A 19,214-nucleotide genomic window follows, 5' to 3' on the forward strand; every position below is an offset into this window, starting at 1 on the left:
ACATAAAGTCAATGAGCGATCTTCTCCTCCTCGGGATCGAGACCACCTGCGACGAAACCGCCGCCGCGCTCGTGCGCCGTCGCGGCGACGGCACCGGCACGATCCTGTCCAATGTGGTGCGCTCGCAGACCGAGGCCCATGCCGAATATGGCGGCGTGGTGCCGGAGATCGCCTCCCGCGCCCATGTGGAGATACTCGACCATCTCATCGCGCTGGCGCTGCGCTCGGCCGGCGTCACGCTGGCGCAGGTCGACGGCATCGCCGCCGCCGCCGGGCCGGGGCTGATCGGCGGCGTCATCGTCGGGCTCACCACCGCCAAGGCGCTGGCACTGGCGGCGAACAAGCCGCTGATCGCGGTCAATCATCTGGAAGCGCACGCGCTCACCGCGCGCCTCACCGACAAGGTGCCGTTCCCCTTCCTGCTGCTGCTGGTCTCGGGCGGCCACACCCAGCTCGTCGCCGTCACCGGCGTCGGCGAATACACCAAGCTCGGCGGCACCATGGACGACGCCATCGGCGAAGCGTTCGACAAGACGGCCAAGATGCTCGGCCTTCCCTATCCGGGCGGCCCGGAGGTGGAGCGCGCCGCGCTGAAGGGCGACGCCTCGCGCTTCGCCCTGCCGCGCCCGCTGCACGGCAAGCCGGTGCCCGACTTCTCGCTCTCCGGCCTCAAGACCGCCGTGCGGCTGGAGGCGCTGCGCATCGCCCCGCTCTCCGACGAGGACGTGAACGATCTGTGCGCCTCCTTCCAGGCCGCCATCGTCGACATTCTCGCCGACCGCGTGCGCTGCGCGCTGCGGGTGATGCGCGAGCGCGGCATGGTGCCGAACGCGCTGGTGCTCGCCGGGGGCGTCGGCGCCAATCAGGCGGTGCGCCGCGTGCTGCACAAGGTCGCGGCCGATGCCGGCACCCGCCTCGCCGTGCCGCCGCCGGAACTGTGCACCGACAACGGCGCCATGATCGCCTGGGCGGGAGCCGAGCGGCTGGCGCTCGGGCTGACCGACGATCTCGGCACCGCGCCGCGCGCGCGCTGGCCGCTCGGCGAGGTGGAGGGCGTCGCCGCGCCCGCACGGGGCACGACCGGCTGATGCCCACCCGCTTCGCCTCCATCGGCGTCGTCGGCGCCGGCGCCTGGGGAACGGCGCTCGCCAATGCGAGCGCCCGCGCCGGCCGCGACGTGGTGCTGTGGGGCCGCGATCCCGACGCGGTGGCGGCGATGGCGCGCCTGCGCGAGAACCGCGCGCACCTGCCGGGCGTCGAACTGGCCCCCTCGGTGGCGCCCACGGCGGACCTCGCCGCCCTCGCCGGGGTCGATGCCGTGCTCCTCGTGGTGCCGGCGCAGGCGAGCCGGGCGGTCGCCGCCGAACTCGCCCCGCACCTATCCGCCGGCGTGCCGGTCGTGACCTGCGCCAAGGGCATCGAGCGCGGCACCGCGCTGTTCATGACGCAGGTGCTGGGCGAGGCCTGCCCCGGGGCGACGCCCGCCATCCTCTCCGGCCCCAGCTTCGCCGCCGACGTGGCGGCGGGCCTGCCGACCGCCGTCACCCTCGCCGCGCACGACCTCGCGCTGGCCGAGGCGCTGGCGGCGGCGCTCGGCTCGGCCTCGTTCCGGCTCTACCATTCCGACGATGTGCGCGGCGTCGAGATCGGCGGCGCCGCCAAGAACGTGCTGGCCATCGCCGCCGGCATCGTCGGCGGCCGCAGGCTCGGTGCCAGCGCCGGGGCGGCGCTGATCGCGCGCGGCTTCGCCGAGCTGATGCGCTTCGGCAAGGCCTATGGCGCGCGGGCGGAGACGCTGACCGGCCTGTCGGGCCTGGGCGACCTCATCCTCACCTGCTCGACGGCGCAGTCGCGCAACTACGCGCTGGGCCTCAGCCTCGGCGAGAGCGAGGGCCTGCACCCCACCGGCCGGCTGGCCGAGGGGGCCCTCACCGCCAGCGCGCTGATGGCGATGGCCGATGCGCGCGGCGTCGACATGCCGATCGCCCGCGCGGTCGAGGCGGTGCTGGCCGGGCGCAGCGATATCGAACAGGCGATCGGGTCGCTGCTGGCCCGTCCCCAGAAAGCGGAAGCGTGAGATGGCGCACTGGCTCTACAAGTCCGAACCGTTCAAATGGTCGTGGGAGATGCAGGTCGCCGCCGGCGCCAAGGGCACCCATTGGGACGGCGTGCGCAACCATCTCGCCAAGCAGCAGCTTCTCGCCATGAAGACCGGCGACCGGGGATTCTTCTACCATTCCAACGAGGGCAAGGAGATCGTCGGCATCGTCGAGGTGATCCGCGAGGCCTATCCCGACCCCTCGGACGCGACCGGCAAGTTCGTCATGGTCGACCTGAAGGCGGTCGCGCCGCTGGCGAGTCCGGTATCGCTCGCCGCCATCAAGAGCGAGCCCCGGCTCGCCGAGATGGCGCTGCTGAAATATTCGCGCCTCTCGGTGCAGCCCGTCACCGACGCGGAATGGGAGATCGTGCTCGAAATGGCCGGCGGCACGCGGTGACGCGGCGGCCCCTCGCCGACCCGCACGCCTTCATCCGCGCGCAGACGCGCCTTCTCACCCCGCCGCTGGTTCCCGAAATCCGTCTCCACCTCGCCGAGGAATCGCTGCCGATCTGGCAGCGCACCGAGGAGGAGCTGGGCGAGATCGGCCTGCCGCCGCCCTTCTGGGCCTTCGCCTGGGCCGGCGGGCAGGCGCTCGCCCGCCATGTGCTCGACCACCCCGACATGGTGGCGGGGAAACGGGTGCTGGACTTCGCCGCCGGCTCCGGCCTCGTCGGCATCGCCGCGCTCAGGGCGGGCGCCGTCTCGGTCGCCTGCGCCGACATCGACCCCTTCGCCCATGCCGCCATCGCCCTCAACGCGTCCACCAATGGCGCGCCCGTCGACGTGCTCGCCACCGACATTATCGGCACCGATGCCGGCTGGGAGGTGATCCTCGTCGGCGACATCGCCTATGAGCGTGACCTCGCCGCCCGCGTCTTCGCCTGGCTGGACGGGCTTTTCGCACGCGGCGCGCAGGTCTGGATCGGCGACCCCGGCCGCTCCTACCTGCCGCGCGAGAGGCTGGAAAAGGTCGCCGAATACGGCGTCCCGGTCTCGCGCGACCTGGAGGACACGGAGATCAAGCGCACCAGCGTCTGGCGCCCGCGCCGCTGAGGGGGACGGGCTCTCCACGGCCCCGCCCCTCCGCGCGACTACCTACCGACCAAAGTCGCGCGCCCCCGCGGCTTGTCCAGCCGGGGCCCGCTCCCCATAATCCGGCGCAGCAAGAGAGGCGCGCCAGCGCCTGCCCAAAGGGGAAGAAACGCCATGTCCGACAAGATCTACGACGTGCCCGGCGAGTGGGCCAAGCGCGCATTTCTCGACGAGCGCGCCTATCGCGCCAAGTACGAGGCGTCGGTGCGCGACCCCGAGAGCTTCTGGGCCGACGAGGGCAGGCGGATCGAGTGGTTCGAGCCCTACACCATCGTCAAGAACACCTCCTACGCGCCCGGCAACGTGTCGATCAAATGGTTCGAGGACGGCGTGACCAACGTCGCCTGGAACTGCATCGACCGGCATCTGCCGACCCGCGCGAACCAGGTCGCCATCATCTGGGAAGGCGACGACCCGTCCGAGCACCGCCACATCACCTATCAGGAACTCCACGACGAGGTCTGCCGCTTCGCCAACGTGCTGCGCAACCGCAATGTGGAGAAGGGCGACCGCGTCACCATCTACATGCCGATGATCCCCGAGGCGGCCTATGCGATGCTCGCCTGCGCGCGGCTCGGCGCCATTCATTCCGTGGTGTTCGGCGGCTTCTCGCCCGACAGCCTCGCCGGGCGCATCCGCGACTGCGGCTCCAAGGTCATCATCACCGCCGACGAGGGCCTGCGCGGCGGCCGCAAGGTGCCGCTGAAGGCCAATGTCGACGCCGCCATCGCCAAGGCCGGCGACGCCGAGGTCGATCATGTCATCGTGGTCCGCCGCACCGGCGGCACGGTGAACATGGAGGCCGGCCGCGACGTCTGGTACCACGAGGCCGCCGACCTCGTGACCAGCGAATGCCCGGCGACGCCGGTGGGCGCCGAGGACCCGCTGTTCATCCTCTACACCTCGGGCTCGACCGGCCTGCCCAAGGGCGTGCTGCACACCACCGGCGGCTATCTCGTCTACGCCTCGATGACCCACCAGTACGTGTTCGACTACCACGACGGCGACATCTACTGGTGCACCGCCGACATCGGCTGGGTGACTGGCCACAGCTACATCGTCTATGGCCCGCTCGCCAACGGCGCCACCACGCTGATGTTCGAGGGCGTGCCGAACTACCCCACCAATTCCCGCTTCTGGGAAGTGATCGACAAGCACAAGGTCAACATCTTCTACACCGCCCCGACCGCCATCCGCTCGCTGATGCAGGCCGGCGACGCGCCGGTGACGAAGACCAGTCGCGCCTCCCTGCGTCTGCTCGGCTCGGTCGGCGAGCCGATCAACCCGGAAGCCTGGGAATGGTATCACCGCGTGGTCGGCGATGACCGCTGCCCCATCGTCGACACCTGGTGGCAGACCGAGACCGGCGGCATCCTCATCACCCCGCTGCCCGGCGCCACCCGCCTCAAGCCGGGCTCGGCCACGCACCCCTTCTTCGGCGTGGTCCCGCAGGTGGTCGACGCCGAAGGCAAGGTGCTGGAGGGCGCCTGCGAGGGCAATCTGGTGATCGCCGACTCGTGGCCCGGCCAGATGCGCACGGTCTATGGCGACCATGAGCGCTTCATGCAGACCTATTTCGCGACCTATCCCGGCAAGTACTTCACCGGCGACGGATGCCGGCGCGACGCCGACGGCTATTACTGGATCACCGGCCGCGTCGACGACGTGATCAACGTCTCCGGCCACCGCATGGGCACGGCCGAGGTCGAAAGCGCCCTCGTCGCCCATCCCAAGGTGTCCGAGGCCGCCGTGGTCGGCTATCCCCACGACATCAAGGGCCAGGGCATCTACGCCTATGTGACGCTGATGTCGGGCATCGAGCCGTCCGAGGAACTGCGCAAGGAACTGGTCGCCTGGGTGCGCCGGGAAATCGGCCCGATCGCCTCGCCGGACCTCATCCAGTTCGCCCCCGGCCTGCCCAAGACCCGCTCGGGCAAGATCATGCGCCGCATCCTGCGCAAGATCGCCGAGGACGAGTTCGGCAATCTCGGCGACACCTCGACGCTGGCCGATCCCGGCGTGGTCGAGGACCTGATCTCGCACCGGCAGAACAAGAAGCACGCGGCGGCCTGAGCGCCGCCCGCATCCGGGCTGCGGGAAGGGGTGGCTTGACCGCCCCTCCCCGTAGCAGGACCATACCCCGCCGCCCTCGCCACGACGCCACAACGAGAATGAGGGCGCATGGGAGGATCACATGCGGATTCAGACCTGGGCGGCCATGGCCGCCCTGCTTCTCCTCGCGTCAGTGCCGGCCGGGGCCGATGGCAGCGGCGACCCCGCCGCCGTCACCTCCTCGGACGGCGAATACAGCGACAAGGCCGGCAACCCGACCTACAAGATCGACCCGGACGGCACCGTCGACTGGTACACCTCGGTCGGCTATGTCCGCTACACCGCCAACTGCATGCAGTGCCACGGCCCGGACGGGCTCGGCTCCAGCTTCGGCCCCTCGCTGGTCGATGCGCTGCAGACGCTGAGCTACAGCCAGTTCCTCGACACCGTCACCAACGGCAAGAAGAACGTCAGCGCCAGCCAGGACCTCGTCATGCCGGCGCTCGGCAGCAATCCCAACGTGATGTGCTACATCGACGCCATCTTCGTCTATCTGCGCGCCCGCTCCGACGGCGCGCTCGGCCGCGGCCAGCCGCAGAACAGCGCGCCGAAACCGGCCGGCTACAGCAAGGCCGAAGACGCCTGCATGGGGTGAGGGTTCGGCATCGCGCCGTGCATCTATACCCAGGTCGGCGAATGTCCGGATTGTGCCAACTGAACCACGACCCGCGCGTGCATGTGGTCACTTTTTTGACATAATCTCAAATTACTCAAATTACTCCCAACCAGAGGAGACGGAGTAATGAGCCGATATGAAAGCATAAAAATTGATCTCGCCGTCTACAAAGCCATAATCGCCGAAAAACAATCATTTTCTGAAACACCAAACAGCATATTGAGACGATTATTGAATATTGATATTAATAAATTCAACGTTGAAAAACGTATTAACGATGAAAAATCGTGGGTAAGTAAAGAAATTACGCTACCCCATGGCACTAGATTCAAAACAATTTACAATAAAAAAGAATATGAAGGCTCCATTGTAAACGGAGAATGGAATTTAAACGGTTCAAACTTTTCATCTCCATCAGCCGCCATAAGTTCTGTAGCTAAAACAAAAAGCGGCAAACGTACAAACTTAAATGGATGGAATTATTGGATGATCATGATTCCTGGAACAGATAAATGGAGAGGCTTAGACGAAATGCGAAAACGTACCGTCACGCTTGAAGATTTAGATTAGTTAAATTTTGCATTTGACATCGAAGGAAAAAAATTCCCCTAACCCCGCACGAGATCGCCGAGCAGGCTCGCGGCCACCGAGAGCTTCGACACGCTGAGGCCGGAAGCGGCGATTTCGTAGATGCCGCCGCGCGCGCGCTCCACCACCTCGCCGCGCGCGCGCGTCCACGCCGACACGCCGGCGACGCCGGCGCCGTGCTCGGTGATGACCTCGGCGGTCAGCCGGCGCACCGCCGTCTCGAAGGCGGCGAGCGCGCGCTCCAGCGCGAGGCGGTCGTAATGGTCCGTCACCGACAGGGCGCGCGCCGGGCCGAGGATGCGGTCGAGGCGGAACAGCACCGCGACCGCGAAGAAGGTGACGGCGACGTCGGCCAGCGAGGACTTGGTGCGGTCGGCGATCAGCACGATGTCGGTGGCGCTCTCCACCGCCGGCAGGCGGGCGATGCGGCGCGCCAGCGGCTCGGGCACGCCGGCCTGCGTCCACTGCATCACGCGCGCATCGTGCAGCGTGCGCGTCTCCTCCGGCAGCAATTCGCGCACCGGCCCGGTCAGCACCTTCTCCACCGGCGCGATGGCGGCGGTGTAGTGGGCGACCAGCTCGTCGAGGCTGCCGCGCAGATCGACATTGCGCAGGAACCAGATGCTGCGGTCGACCAGCATGTCCTGCACGACGCCGTAGAGTTCGAGCTGCACCGCGCCGGGCACCTGCCCGTCCAGCGCGTCCACCTCGCCATTGAGCGCGGCGAGGCCGAAGCCGTCGCGCACCACGGCGAAGGCCTTGGCGATGGAGCCGACATCGGCGCCGGTCTCGTCGGCGAGGCGCGTGACGAAGGTCGCGCCGCCATTGTTGATCATCGCGTTGGACAGGCGGGTGGCGACGATGTCGCGCCGCAGCCGGTGCCCCTCGATGCCGTCCGGGAACCGCTCGCGCAGCTCGGGCGGGAAATAGGCCGCCAGCTCGCGGGCGAGATAGGGATCGTCCGGCACGTCGGTGTCGAGCAGGTCCGCATGGGCGGTCAGCTTGGCATAGGCCAGCAGCACCGCCAGCTCGGGGCGCATCAGCCCCTCGCGGCGGCCGCGCCGCTCGGCGAATTCGGTGTCGGAGGGCAGGAATTCAACCGCGCGGTCGAGCAGGCCACGGGCCTCCAGCCGCTGGATCAGCCGCTGGAGGAAGCCGAGATCGTTCGTGCTGCGCCGCTCGGCGAGCGAGAGCGCCAGCGTCTGCAGGTAGTTGTTGCGCAGCACCAGCTCGGCGACCTCGCCGGTCATCGAGGCCAGAAGCTGGGCCCGCCGCTGGGCGTCCAGCCGGCCCTCGCGCAGGGCCGGGCCAAGCGCGATCTTGATGTTCACCTCGATGTCGGAGGTGTTCACGCCAGCCGAATTGTCGATCGCGTCGGTGTTGATGCGCACGCCGCGCCGCGCGGCCTCGATACGCCCGCGCTGGGTGACGCCGAGATTGGCGCCCTCCCCGACGACGCGCGCGCGCAGTTCGGCGCCGGCGACGCGCACCGCGTCATTGGCGCGGTCCCCGGCCTGGGCGTCGCTCTCGCCCACGGCGCGCACATAGGTGCCGATGCCGCCGAACCAGAGCAGGTCGACCGGCGCGCGCAGGATCGCGCTGATCACCTCGGCCGGCGAGGCGGAGTTCCTGTCGAAGCCGAGCACCTCGCGCATGGCCAGCGAGAGCGGGATGCTCTTGGCCGAGCGCGGGAAGACGCCGCCGCCGGCCGAGATGAGCGACTTGTCGTAGTCCTGCCAGGAGGAGCGCGGCAGCGCGAACAGCCGCCGGCGCTCGCGCCAGGACTCCTCCGGGTCGGGGTTCGGGTCGAGGAAGATGTCGCGGTGGTCGAAGGCGGCGACCAGCCGGATGGTCTTCTCGAGGATCATGCCGTTGCCGAACACGTCGCCCGACATGTCGCCGACGCCGGCCACGGTGAACGGCGTAGTGCGGATGTCGACGTCGAGTTCGCGGAAATGCCGGCGCACCGCCTCCCACGCGCCGCGGGCGGTGATGCCCATGGCCTTGTGGTCGTAGCCGACCGAGCCGCCCGAGGCGAAGGCGTCGCCCAGCCAGTAGCCGCGCAATTGCGAGAGCGTGTTGGCGATGTCGGAGAAGGTCGCGGTGCCCTTGTCGGCGGCGACGACCAGATAGGGGTCTTCGCCGTCATGGCGCACGGTGCGGGCGGGATGCACGGTCTCGCCGTTCTCGATGTCGTCGGTGATGTCGAGCAGGCTGCCGATGAACAGCTTGTAGGCCTCCACGCCCTCGGCCTGGATCGCCTCGCGCGGGCCGGCGGGAAGCTGGCTCGGCACGAAGCCGCCCTTGGCGCCGACCGGCACGATGACCGCGTTCTTCACCTGCTGGGCCTTCACCAGCCCGAGCACCTCGGTGCGGAAGTCCTGCGGACGGTCGGACCAGCGCAGCCCGCCGCGCGCCACCCGGCCGAAGCGCAGGTGAATGCCCTCGACCCGGGCCGAATGCACGAAGATCTCGAATTGCGGGCGCGGCAGCGGCAGCCCCTCGACCTCGTGGCTGAGGAACTTGATCGCGATGGCCGGGCGCGGCGCGCCGTCCGCCGAGCGCTGGTAGAAATTGGTGCGCACCGCCGCTTCGACGAGATTGGCGAAGCGGCGCAGGATGCGGTCCTCGTCGAGGCTCGGCACCTCGGCGAGCGCGGCCTCGATGTCGTTGCGGATCGCCGCCTGCCGCTCCGTCCGGCGGTCGGGCTGGTCGGGATCGAAGCGGGCGTGGAACAGCGCGACCAGCTTCTGGACGATGGCGGGATGGGCGTTCAGCGTCTGCCAGAGATAATCCTGGCTGAACGGGATGCCGGTCTGCCGGAGATAGCGCGCCAGCGTGCGCAGCACCGTGATGTCGCGCCAGCCGAGCTGGGCGGTGAGGGCGAGCGCGTTGAAGCCGTCGCTCTCGCCGCCGCGCAGAACCGCCATCAGCGTGCCGTGCAGCCACGCCTCCAGCTTGTCGACCGGGATCGGGCCGCCACCGCGCCGCGACAGCAGCATGTCGTGCGCATAGACGACCGGGCTGCCGGCCGGCCGCACGGTGAAGGTGCGCTCGTCGATGACGACGAAACCCATCGCCTCCAGCATCGGCACGCGCTCGGAAAGCAAGCGTGGCACCTTGAGGCTCAGCACCTTGAGCGACACGCGGTCGCGCTCGCGCAGCGGCGAGGGGCGGAAGGCGGCGGCGACCGGGTTGGCATCGCTCAGCCCCTCGATGAGCTTGATGTCCTCGATCGTGTCCTCGGGCGGGTAGCTCGACTGGTAGCCCGCCGGGAAGGCGTTGCCGTAGCGTTCCGTCAGTTCGCCGATGCGCGCGGCGGGAAAGGCGGCGCCGAGGGCTTCGGCCACGCCGTCGCCCCAGGTGCGGATGATGTCGGTGATCGCGCCTTCCAGGCTCGCGCGGCTGACCGTCGGCACCTCGCCCGGGCCGCGCTCGATGATGAAGTGCACCCGGGTCAGCGGACCGTCCATGAAGAGGGGGCGGAACGCCGCGATCTGCCCGCCGAAGCTCGCCGCCAGCAGGTTGCCGATCTTCTCGCGCACCTCGCTGCCATAGCGGTCGCGCGGCACGAAGACGAGGATGGAGACGAAGCGGTCGAACCGCTCGTTGAGCGCCAGCAGCCGCACGCGCGGGTGCTCTTCGAGCTGGAGGATGGCCAGCGCGAACTGGAACAGCGCGGTGGCGTCGATCTGGAACAGATCGTCGCGCGGATAGGTCTCCAGCACCTTCACCAGCGCCCGGCCGGAATGGCTTTCCGGGGCGAAGCCGGCGCGCGCCAGCACGCTGGAGGCCTTGCGGCGCAGCATCGGGATGGTGCGTACCGAACTGGTATAGGCGGTGGCGGTGAACAGGCCGGCTATGCACAGGCCGCCGACCACCCGCCCCTGCGAGTCGTAGCGCTTGACCAGGATCACGTCGATCCACGCGCGCCGATGCACAGTGGAGACGGTGCGCGACTTGGTGACGATGAGCGGGCTCGATTCGGCGAGCGCCTCGCCGAGATCGGCGCTCACGCTGCGCGCGTCGCCATTGCGGCGGAACAGGCGGAAACCCTCGTCGGCGAGCAGCCCGAGCGCATCCTCCATCCGCCGCTCGAACTGCACCGGGCGCGACCCGCCCGGCGCGCCGGACGCCTGATACTGGCGGCAGCCGAGAAAGGTGAAGCGGCCGGCGAGCAGCCATTCGAGGAAGGCGACCGCCTCCTCGCGCTCCTCGCGCGGCACCACGGAGGGGGCCAGCGTGAGATTGGTCACCGCCGCGCGCACCTGCGCCATCATCGGCTGCCAGGCATTGACCGCCGAGCGGACCTGGTTGAGCACCGAGGTCAGATCCTCGATGAGCGCGGTGCGGCGCAGCTCGTCCTCAAGGCGCGGCACATGGATGTGGATGAGGCTCTCGCGCCGCATGCGCCCGCCCGAGGGCGTCTCGCTGGCAGAGATGCCGACGATCTGGCCGTTATTGTCGCGGTCGACCGCCAGAATCGGGTGCACGACGAAGCTCGCCGTCAGGCCCTGCGCGTTCAGCGCCGCCATGACGGAGTCGAGCAGGAACGGCATGTCGTCGTTGACGATCTCGATGATCGACACGCGCCCCAGCCGGTCGCCGCCCTCCTGCGCCTGCGGCTGCTCGATGCGGATGTCGAAATTCTCGCGCCGGCGGAATTTGAGATGCGCATAGGCAAGCCGGGCGAGGCTGGCGAGCTCGTGCGGCGTATAGACACGCACGTCCTCGGCGACAGCGCGCCCGAACAAACGGCTGGCGAACCGGGCCGGCGCATCGCCGTCGGTTGCCTGCAAGATGAGGTCCGCCTGCTCAACGAGCTGGCGCGCGACGCGCTCATCCTCGCTGGCAAAGAACCCTTCGACCCCCATGTCGTCCCCCCGATGGGCGCGGCTGGCTCCGCATCAGCCGGCAACACCCATCTTCATCACACCATCAAACCGTACGGGCTGAAACAGCAAATCCTCCGGTCTGCGCTTCTGTTGCTTAGCGGTCACAGAAGCCGGAGACTATCCGTCTCTTGATCTCGATCAACCCGCGCCCCTCTCCCGCAACGCACCAATAGGCATGCGCCCCGCTCCCAGGGGCCGGGGATTTAAGGGGTTTGGGGATGCCGACCAAGAAATTAACCGTAAATAAACTTTCGATGCTGGCGACGCTCGCGATGGCGACGGCGGGGATCTTCGCCGCTCCCGCCATGGCGGCCGATGCCGCCTCGCCGGTGTTCAAGGCGCCGGCGCCGGTGGTCGAGCAGAGCCCGTGGCAGATCCGCGTGCGCGCGCTGGCCGTCATTCCGGAAGACAGCGGCTCGGTGCACGGCGTCGCCGGGTCGGGCCTCGAATATTCGACCTCGTATGTGCCCGAACTCGACATCACCTACTACTTCACCAAGAACTGGGCGGCCGAACTCATCCTCGGCGTGACCCCGCACGACATCACCGGCAAGGGCACGATCGGCAGCCTCAACAAGATCGCCGAGGTGTGGGCGCTGCCGCCGACCCTGACGCTGCAGTACCACTTCACCGATTTCGGCGCCTTCAAGCCCTATGTCGGCGCGGGCATCAACTACACGATCTTCTACGACCAGAAGGCCTATTCGGCCGACTCGATCGACGTGAAGGACACGTTCGGCTGGGCCCTGCAGGCCGGCTTCGACTACATGTTCGACGAGCACTGGGGCTTCAACGTCGACGTCAAGAAGCTCTTCCTGGAGCCGGACTTCGACGTGACGGTGGGCGGCGAGCAGCTTACGGGCAAGGCCAACCTCAACCCGTGGCTGGTCGGCGTCGGCGTCACCTATCGCTTCTGAAGCGTTGCGCCCGAAGGCTCTGGGGGGAGCCGGAAGGCAAAAAGAGAAGGGCCGGCGCGAGCCGGCCCTTTTTCATGTCCGCGAAAGCGCGCGGTTCAGTGGCGGAAGTGGCGCACGCCGGTGAACACCATGGCGATGCCGGCCGCGTCCGCCGCCGCGATCACGTCATTGTCGCGGATCGAGCCGCCCGGCTGGATTACCGCCGTGGCGCCCGCCTCGATGGCGGTCACAAGCCCGTCGGCGAAGGGGAAGAAGGCGTCGGACGCCACCACGCTGCCGCGCGTGAGCGTCTCGGCGAGGCCGGCGGCGCGGGCCGCCTCCTGCGCCTTGTGGGCGGCGATGCGCGCCGAATCGACCCGGCTCATCTGCCCGGCGCCGATGCCGACCGTGGCGAGGTCCTTCGCATAGACGATGGCGTTGGACTTCACATGCTTGACCACCCGGAAGGCGAAGGCGAGGTCGGCCAGTTCGCGGTTGGTCGGCGCGCGCTGCGTCACCACCTTCAGCTCCATGTCGTCGACGACGGCATTGTCGCGCGACTGCACGAGATAGCCGCCGGCCAGCGACTTCACCGCCAGCCCGGCGCCCTTCGGGTCGGGCAGCGCGCCGGTCACCAGCAGGCGCAGATTCTTCTTGGCGCCGACGATGGCGGCCGCCTCGGGCGTGGCGTCGGGCGCCACGATCACCTCGGTGAAGATGTCGACGATGGCGCGCGCGGCCTCCGCATCCAGCGTGCGGTTGAGCGCCACGATGCCGCCGAATGCCGAGGTCGGGTCGCAGGCGAGCGCCTTGCGATAGGCCTCCTCCAGCGAGGCGCCCTCGGCGACGCCGCAGGGATTGGCGTGCTTGACGATCACCACCGCCGCCGCGCGGGCGGGATCGAACTCGGCCACCGCCTCGAAGGCGGCGTCGGTGTCGTTGAGGTTGTTGTAGGACAGCGCCTTGCCCTGAAGCTGGCGCGCCGTGGCGACGCCCGGGCGGGCCGCGCCGCCGATATAGAAGGCCGCGCTCTGGTGCGGATTCTCGCCATAGCGCAGCGCCTCGGCGAGACGGCCGCCGAACACCCGGCTGGCGGGGGCGGCCTCGGCCTCCTGCTTTGCCTCGACCTCGGCGAACCAGCTCGCAATGGCGCCGTCATAGGTGGCGGTGCGGGCATAGGCGAGCTGCGCCAGCTTGCGGCGGGTGGCCAGCGTGGTGCCGCCCCTCTCCTCGATATCGGCCAGCACCGTCTCGTAGCTCGACGGGTCCACCACCACGGCGACGTCGGCGTGGTTCTTGGCCGCCGCGCGGATCATCGCCGGGCCGCCAATGTCGATGTTCTCGACGCAGTCGTCATAGCCGGCGCCGCGCGCCACCGTCGCCTCGAACGGGTAGAGATTCACCACCACCAGGTCGATCGGCACGATGCCGTGCTCGTCCATCGAGGCGCGGTGGCCGGCATCGTCGCGAATGGCGAGGATGCCGCCATGCACCGAGGGGTGCAGCGTCTTCACCCGCCCGTCCATCATCTCCGGGAAGCCGGTCAACTCGGAGACGTCCAGCACCTTCAGGCCGGCTTCGGCGAGCGCCTTGCGGGTACCGCCGGTGGAGACCAGCTCGACACCCTTCGCGGCGAGCCGCTCGGCGAACGCCACGAGGCCGGTCTTGTCGGAAACCGAGAGCAGGGCACGGGCGATGGGGCGGATATCGGCGGACATGACACAGACCAATATGTTGCGGCGGGAATGCGCGCCGCCCTATCACGATCCAGCCCCGGCGTGAACCGGCGCGCGCGGCAAGGCAGGGCTGCGCCCGGCTCTACTCGCGCAGCGCCTTCAGGCGCACGAAGGTCCATTCCACGCGCGGCTCCTTCCGGGCGACGCCGGAGATCACCAGCTGCTCGGTGCGGCGCGGCCCGCTGCCGCCGGCGAGGAAGATGCTCTCCTCGATGGTGACGGTGGCGTCGGGCGCGGTGAACGCCCAGTCGTCGCCGTCCGGCAGCTTGAGGATCACCGTCTGCCCGTCCGAGGCCCGCGAGGGCTCGACGGAGGGGTGCAGGTGGAAGCGGATGGCGTAGCGGCCCGGCTGGTCGGCGGAGAATTCCTCGCCGTGCGCGACGCGGAACAGGTCCTCGCCGTCGAGCCGCATGCCGTCCGGCGACAGCCGCCAGGACCGCTGGTGCACGATGCCGAAGCGTCCGGCATAACCGTCATGACTGGCGCGCAACACGTCCGCCCCCCCCCGCCCCCCCCGGTCGACGTGAAGTTCGGCCGGGCCGCCGAGCACCGGCGTGCCGCACAGGCGCGTGAGCGCGCCGGCCGAGGCGAAGCGGCAGGAGGAGGTGTCCTCGACCACCGCCGTGGAGTGCGCCGCCGTCTGGCGCGCCACGGCGCGCCATTCCTCGCGGCCGGTGGCGGGCAGGCCGCAATTGACCACGAGGCGGTGGCGGCCGGCGGACAGTTCGAAGGACAGGCAGCCCGCATGCGCCTCAAGGCTCAGCGAGACCGGCGGCGGGCGACCGGTATCGGCGATCACCACCGTGCCGCCGGCCTCCATGCGCTGATAGCCGGAATAGGGCGCGTTGGAGACCGGGCGCCCGCGCGCATCGTCATAGGCGAGCACGGTGGCGAGCCCGTCCGCCGGCGTCGGCCCCATGCCGTTGAACAGCGCGAAGGCGCCGTCGGCATGGCGGAAGAAGCGCAGCATCGGCATCAGCCGGTCGATGGCGTTGAGCAGGGCCGGCGGCGGCGCCACATGGCGCGCCTCGTAGCACTGGCGCAGCGGCAGCAGGTCGAGCAGCAATTCGATCAGCGTGCCGGGATTGCGGCCCGCATGCCCGCCGTCGCCCAGCACCTGCCGGTCCAGCTCGTCGATCAGGCGCTTCTGCGCCGTACGCATCAGCCGGCCCTGATCGGCCATGCACAGGCCAGCCAAGCCGAGCGCCAGCGCGCAGGCGAGGCGCGGGCGCCCGTCCGGGGCGTTGGGCCCGACGCTCTTGAGGTAGCGCACCTGCGCCGTCAGGCTGCGGATGAAGCGGCGGTGAAAGCCCGGATCGGCGTCCTGAAGGATCAGCGGCGACTGGGTGAGCCAGCTCATCACCCGGCGTGCCGCCACCTCCGGCGCCGAGGCGAAGGGCAGCCGGTGGCCGCGCATGGTGATCCAGTCGCCCACCAGCGCCCGCGCATGGGCCCGGGCGATCGGCGAGCCGGCGGCCTGAAGGTGGCGCAGCCAGCCGAAGGAGAACAGCTCGCGCGCCCATTCCAGCGAGGGCGGCTCCATGTCGAAGGGCGAGACGCCGTCCGTGAGCACCAGCCTGCCGGCGAAGGAATAGCGCCCGGCATAGAACTCGCCCGCCCGGGCGGGATCGCCGGTGCGCAGGTCATGCGGCGCGAAGAGCAGCCGCGAGGGCAGCGGCACCGAGGCCGCGCGCCAGGGAAACCACGGGTGCGCCATAGCGCGCGCCACGAGGCTGCTCCAGCCGATCTCAGCCGCGAACAGCGCCATCCGGGCGCGATCCGCGTAGACGTCGCGGGCCATCAGCGCCTCAATGCTCCCGAAGCCGCCGGGAATCACCCGGCTCCCACGCGGCGAATCTTAGCGGAGCGGGGGGACACGTCCACCCGCGCGCCGATACCCGTGCCGAGAACCATCAGAACGCTCAATTCCGGCGCAGCCGCGCCGCGAAGAAACCGTCGAGGCCGGCAAGGCGCGGGTCCTCGTCCGGCGGGGCCGGCAGATGGATGGGCAGGGTGCGCACCTCGCCGGCGGCGTTGATCCATTCCGCCGCGATGCCGCATTCCCCTGCTGTGACCGGATCGCGCACGAGGTCCGAGCGGCGCCTCAGCAGCGCCTCGATCTGGCGCTCGCCCTCCTCCGGCTCCAGCGAGCAGGTGGAATAGACCAGCCGCCCGCCCGGCTTCACCAGATCGGCGGCGCGGTTGAGGATGCGCGTCTGCAAGGCGGCGAGGCTCGCTATGTCGGACGGCCCCTTGGTCCAGGCGACATCGGGATGGCGTCGTATGGTGCCGGTCGCCGAGCACGGGGCGTCGATCAGCACGCCGTCGAACGGGCCGCCGCGCCAGCTGGTGGCGTCGGCCTCGACGATCTCGGCGGCGAGGCCGAGCCGGTCGAGATTCTGCCGCAGACGCCGCAGGCGCGGGCCGGAGCGGTCGAGCGCCACCACGTGCGCGCCCGCCGCCGCAAGCTGCGCGGTCTTGCCGCCCGGCGCGGCGCACAGATCGGCGATCGTCATGCCGGGAGCGGGATGCAGCAGCAGCGCCGGCAACGCCGCCGCCGCGTCCTGCACCCACCACGCGCCTTCCGTGAAGCCCGGCAGCGCGGTGACGTTTCCGGCCTCGACGAGACGGATCGAGCCGGTCGGCAGCAGCCGCCCGCCGAGCGTCCCGGCCCATTCCTCCGCGCCCGCCTTCACCGTCAGGTCGAGCGGCGCCTCCGCCGCGAGCGCGCGCGAGATCGCCAGCGCGGCGTCGCCGCCATAGGCCGTCGTCCAGCCCTCGACCATCCATTCCGGCTGGTCGGCCACGCCGGGCAGAAGGGCCTTCCCCTCCCGCGCGATGCGGCGGAGCACGGCGTTTGCGAGGCCCTTGAAGCCGGCGGTGCCCGGCTGCTCGCCAGCCAGCTCCACGGTGGTGCCCACCGCCGCGTGGTCGGGCACGTCCATGAACAGGATCTGCGCGGCGCCGATCGCCAGCAGCGTCTCGACGCGGCGCGCCTTGGCCGGCACGCCCCGCTCCAGCAAAGTGCGCAGCAGCGCCCGCAGGCTTCCGAGCCGGCGCAGCGTCGTCGCCGCGATCATGCGCGAGAGCGCGCGGTCGCGCTCGTCCAGCTCGCGGGTCAGGCGGTCGAGGCATTCCTCGAGCGGCTGGCCCTTCTCCAGCACCGCGTCGATGGCGTCGGCCGCCGCGCGGCGGGCGGCGAGGCCGGGCATGTCCGCGGCGCGCGCGGCGGGGGGCGGCGGACGGCGGGAAGCGTCGGTTGTATCGGTCATCGCGAAGCCACTAGGCCCGCCGGGCCGGGAAGGCAACACCCGCGCGCCGCGCCGGATCGAACCGAATTGCCGATGCGGGACTTGTGGAAGCGGGGCGGATCGGCTGCTATCGACCGCTCAACCGCCCCCCCGGCCCCGCAGTGACTGGATCATGCCGCACCTCATCCTCATCGCCGATATCGGCGGAACCTCCTCCCGCCTCGCCCTCGTCGGCGCCGACGGCGCGCCGCGCGACATCCAGATTCACCGCAACGACGATTTCGCGGGCTTCAAGGAGATGATCGAAGCCGACCTCGGCCAGCGCGGCCCCGCCGCGCGCGCCTCGGTCGGCGGCGCGGTGCTGGCGGTCGCCGGCCCGGCCGATGGCGAGACCGTCAAGCTCACCAATCGCGACTGGGCGTTCGGCAAGCGCGACATGCGCCGGCATTTCGGCTGGCAGAAATTCGCCGCCGTCAACGATTTCGAGGCGCTGGCGCATGGCGTGCCGGCGCTCGGCGCGGGCGATCTGATCGCGGTCGGCGGCGGCGTAGCGATGGAGGGCGCGCCCATGCTCATCTGCGGGCCGGGCACCGGCTTCGGCGTAGCGGGGCTGGTGCGCAGCGGCCGCCAGCGCATCGTCGTCACCGGCGAGGGCGGGCGCGCGCGCCTCGGCGCCGTCTCGACCGAGGAGGCGCGCCTCGTCGCCCACATGCAGGAGGAACTCGGCCCGGTGGTGGTGGAGCATGCGCTCTCCGGCTCGGGCCTGGCGCGGATCCACCGCATCCTGTCCGGCGCGCCGCTGTCGCCCGAGGCGGTGATCGCGGCCGCCACGCGCGGCGAGAGCGCGGCGCGGGCAAGCTGCGACGTCTTCCTGCGCCTTTTCGGGCGCATCGCCGGCGACCTCGCCCTCACTCTCAATGCGCGCGGCGGCGTCTTCCTCGGCGGCGGCGTGTCGGCGGGGCTGGCGCCGTTCTTCAACGATTCGCCGTTCCGCGAGGCGTTCGAGGAGCACCCGCCGCATCAGGCCCGGCTGGTCGAGACCCCCGTTCACATCATCGTGCACCCGACCCCGGGGCTGATCGGCTGCGGCCAGCTCGGCGGGCGCATGGCCAAGACGCTGGTGGCCAAAACGCTCAGGCCGAACCTGCACGTCGTGTGAAGACGGCGGCATCGGCCAGCGCCTCCAGCGCCGCCGGATCGAAGCCGGCACGCTCGAGCGTGGCCCGCATGTGCGGGGGCAGCGGCGCGCGCGCCTCGATCGGCTCCCGGCCCTTCTTCTGCGGGATCACCACCCGGCGCGAATGCAGGTGCAGGATCGGCCCGCCCGGCAGGCGCGAGGCGCCGCCATAGATGCTGTCGCCGAGAATGGGATGGCCGATGGCGTCGAGATGCACGCGCAATTGGTGCGTGCGCCCGGTGAGCGGCGAGAGCGCCAGCACGGCGAAGCCCTCGCCCTCGGCGATCTTCTCCCACTCGCTGATCGCCTCCTGCCCCTTCGGGTCGACCGCCATCCACCAGCCGCGCGTCGGCGAACGCTTCGACAGCTTCAGCTCGATGCGCCCGCGCCCCTCGGCGGGCACGCCGCGCACCACAGCCATATAGGTCTTGCCGACCGTGCCGTCGGCGAAGGCGCGGCCGAGGTCGGCCAGCGCCTTGCGGTGGCGGCCGAGCACGAGGCAGCCGGAAGTGTCCTTGTCGAGCCGGTGCGCCAGCTCGGGCGCGGCCGGCAGGCCGAAGCGCAGGGCGTCGAGATGGTCGGCCAACGTCTCGCCGCCCTTCGGCCCCTTATGGACGGCCAGCCCCGCCGGCTTGTCGATGACCAGCATCATGCCGTCGCGGTGCAGAACGCGCGCGGCGATGTCGAACGGGGCGGGGTCGGCGGCGGGAGCGTCCATGCCCGCCGTCACAGCACAAAGCCGCCGGCGCG

14 protein-coding genes are annotated in these 19,214 nt (G+C 70.1%); 9 read left to right on the plus strand and 5 right to left on the minus strand.

The genetic code is table 11. The features are described 5' to 3' along the window. Positions 1-11 precede the first annotated feature (11 nt). From tsaD to GBB76_RS08590, 7 genes are all read left to right on the plus strand, one after another. Complete coding sequence (gene tsaD, locus GBB76_RS08560; protein WP_152302921.1) at positions 12-1,088, plus strand: tRNA (adenosine(37)-N6)-threonylcarbamoyltransferase complex transferase subunit TsaD; 1,077 nt, start codon at positions 12-14, stop codon at positions 1,086-1,088. Next, a complete protein-coding gene (locus GBB76_RS08565; protein ID WP_152302922.1) occupies positions 1,088-2,077 on the plus strand; it encodes an NAD(P)H-dependent glycerol-3-phosphate dehydrogenase in 990 nt (329 codons plus the stop codon). Before tsaD ends, GBB76_RS08565 begins: the two co-directional genes overlap by 1 nt. Before the next feature lies 1 nt (position 2,078). Next, positions 2,079-2,498, plus strand: coding sequence for an EVE domain-containing protein (locus tag GBB76_RS08570; RefSeq protein WP_152302923.1), 420 nt, complete (start codon positions 2,079-2,081; stop codon positions 2,496-2,498). Further along, a complete protein-coding gene (locus GBB76_RS08575) occupies positions 2,495-3,154 on the plus strand; it encodes a methyltransferase (RefSeq protein WP_152302924.1) in 660 nt (219 codons plus the stop codon). Before GBB76_RS08570 ends, GBB76_RS08575 begins: the two co-directional genes overlap by 4 nt. 153 nt (positions 3,155-3,307) lie before the next feature. Then, positions 3,308-5,266 (plus strand): acetate--CoA ligase, encoded by a 1,959-nt coding sequence (acs, locus tag GBB76_RS08580; protein ID WP_152302925.1) that lies wholly within the window; start codon positions 3,308-3,310, stop codon positions 5,264-5,266. 121 nt (positions 5,267-5,387) lie between these two features. Next, positions 5,388-5,900: a c-type cytochrome, methanol metabolism-related gene (locus GBB76_RS08585; protein WP_152302926.1), complete on the plus strand. Its 513-nt coding sequence runs from the start codon at positions 5,388-5,390 to the stop codon at positions 5,898-5,900. A 147-nt stretch (positions 5,901-6,047) separates the two neighbouring features. Next, positions 6,048-6,491 (plus strand): hypothetical protein, encoded by a 444-nt coding sequence (locus GBB76_RS08590; protein WP_152302927.1) that lies wholly within the window; start codon positions 6,048-6,050, stop codon positions 6,489-6,491. Between the two features lie 38 nt (positions 6,492-6,529). Here GBB76_RS08590 and GBB76_RS08595 read toward each other — a convergent pair whose 3' ends face one another. After that, positions 6,530-11,383, minus strand: a complete 4,854-nt coding sequence (locus tag GBB76_RS08595) for an NAD-glutamate dehydrogenase (RefSeq protein ID WP_152302928.1) — start codon at positions 11,381-11,383, stop codon at positions 6,530-6,532. 275 nt (positions 11,384-11,658) lie between these two features. On the opposite strand from GBB76_RS08595, the gene GBB76_RS08600 reads away from it, so the two are divergent. Further along, positions 11,659-12,321 carry an OmpW family protein gene (locus tag GBB76_RS08600; RefSeq protein WP_246669081.1) on the plus strand — a complete coding sequence of 221 codons (663 nt, stop codon included), beginning with the start codon at positions 11,659-11,661 and terminating at the stop codon, positions 12,319-12,321. 95 nt (positions 12,322-12,416) lie between these two features. Here GBB76_RS08600 and purH read toward each other — a convergent pair whose 3' ends face one another. The 3 genes from purH to GBB76_RS08615 form a co-directional block, all read right to left on the minus strand. Then, entirely contained in the window at positions 12,417-14,018 is a 1,602-nt protein-coding gene (purH, locus tag GBB76_RS08605) for a bifunctional phosphoribosylaminoimidazolecarboxamide formyltransferase/IMP cyclohydrolase (protein WP_152302929.1), read from the minus strand. Positions 14,019-14,118: 100 nt separating this feature from the next. Then, positions 14,119-15,837 carry a heparinase II/III family protein gene (locus tag GBB76_RS08610; protein WP_152302930.1) on the minus strand — a complete coding sequence of 573 codons (1,719 nt, stop codon included), beginning with the start codon at positions 15,835-15,837 and terminating at the stop codon, positions 14,119-14,121. A gap of 121 nt (positions 15,838-15,958) precedes the next feature. Then, positions 15,959-17,308 (minus strand): RsmB/NOP family class I SAM-dependent RNA methyltransferase, encoded by a 1,350-nt coding sequence (locus tag GBB76_RS08615; RefSeq protein WP_246669082.1) that lies wholly within the window; start codon positions 17,306-17,308, stop codon positions 15,959-15,961. Between the two features lie 151 nt (positions 17,309-17,459). On the opposite strand from GBB76_RS08615, the gene GBB76_RS08620 reads away from it, so the two are divergent. Further along, positions 17,460-18,446 carry a glucokinase gene (locus GBB76_RS08620; RefSeq protein ID WP_152302931.1) on the plus strand — a complete coding sequence of 329 codons (987 nt, stop codon included), beginning with the start codon at positions 17,460-17,462 and terminating at the stop codon, positions 18,444-18,446. On the opposite strand, the gene GBB76_RS08625 is transcribed toward GBB76_RS08620, so the two are convergent. Further along, the gene (locus GBB76_RS08625; RefSeq protein WP_152302932.1) at positions 18,421-19,182 is read right to left on the minus strand and encodes an RluA family pseudouridine synthase; all 762 of its coding nucleotides are present in this window, start codon (positions 19,180-19,182) and stop codon (positions 18,421-18,423) included. The genes GBB76_RS08620 and GBB76_RS08625 overlap by 26 nt on opposite strands. Positions 19,183-19,214: the final 32 nt, after the last annotated feature.

Source organism: Ancylobacter sp. TS-1, assembly GCF_009223885.1.
GTDB lineage: Bacteria > Pseudomonadota > Alphaproteobacteria > Rhizobiales > Xanthobacteraceae > Ancylobacter.

Excerpts from the sequence above, each read along its gene's own strand:
- tsaD (WP_152302921.1), top strand. The coding sequence starts at position 12 with ATGAGCGATCTTCTCCTCCTCGGGATCGAGACCACCTGCGACGAAACC.
- GBB76_RS08565 (WP_152302922.1), top strand. The coding sequence starts at position 1,088 with ATGCCCACCCGCTTCGCCTCCATCGGCGTCGTCGGCGCCGGCGCCTGG.
- GBB76_RS08570 (WP_152302923.1), top strand. The coding sequence starts at position 2,079 with ATGGCGCACTGGCTCTACAAGTCCGAACCGTTCAAATGGTCGTGGGAG.
- acs (WP_152302925.1), top strand. The coding sequence starts at position 3,308 with ATGTCCGACAAGATCTACGACGTGCCCGGCGAGTGGGCCAAGCGCGCA.
- GBB76_RS08585 (WP_152302926.1), top strand. The coding sequence starts at position 5,388 with ATGCGGATTCAGACCTGGGCGGCCATGGCCGCCCTGCTTCTCCTCGCG.
- GBB76_RS08590 (WP_152302927.1), top strand. The coding sequence starts at position 6,048 with ATGAGCCGATATGAAAGCATAAAAATTGATCTCGCCGTCTACAAAGCC.
- GBB76_RS08595 (WP_152302928.1), bottom strand. The coding sequence starts at position 11,383 with ATGGGGGTCGAAGGGTTCTTTGCCAGCGAGGATGAGCGCGTCGCGCGC.
- GBB76_RS08600 (WP_246669081.1), top strand. The coding sequence starts at position 11,659 with ATGCTGGCGACGCTCGCGATGGCGACGGCGGGGATCTTCGCCGCTCCC.
- purH (WP_152302929.1), bottom strand. The coding sequence starts at position 14,018 with ATGTCCGCCGATATCCGCCCCATCGCCCGTGCCCTGCTCTCGGTTTCC.
- GBB76_RS08610 (WP_152302930.1), bottom strand. The coding sequence starts at position 15,837 with ATGGCCCGCGACGTCTACGCGGATCGCGCCCGGATGGCGCTGTTCGCG.
- GBB76_RS08615 (WP_246669082.1), bottom strand. The coding sequence starts at position 17,308 with ATGACCGATACAACCGACGCTTCCCGCCGTCCGCCGCCCCCCGCCGCG.
- GBB76_RS08620 (WP_152302931.1), top strand. The coding sequence starts at position 17,460 with ATGCCGCACCTCATCCTCATCGCCGATATCGGCGGAACCTCCTCCCGC.
- GBB76_RS08625 (WP_152302932.1), bottom strand. The coding sequence starts at position 19,182 with ATGGACGCTCCCGCCGCCGACCCCGCCCCGTTCGACATCGCCGCGCGC.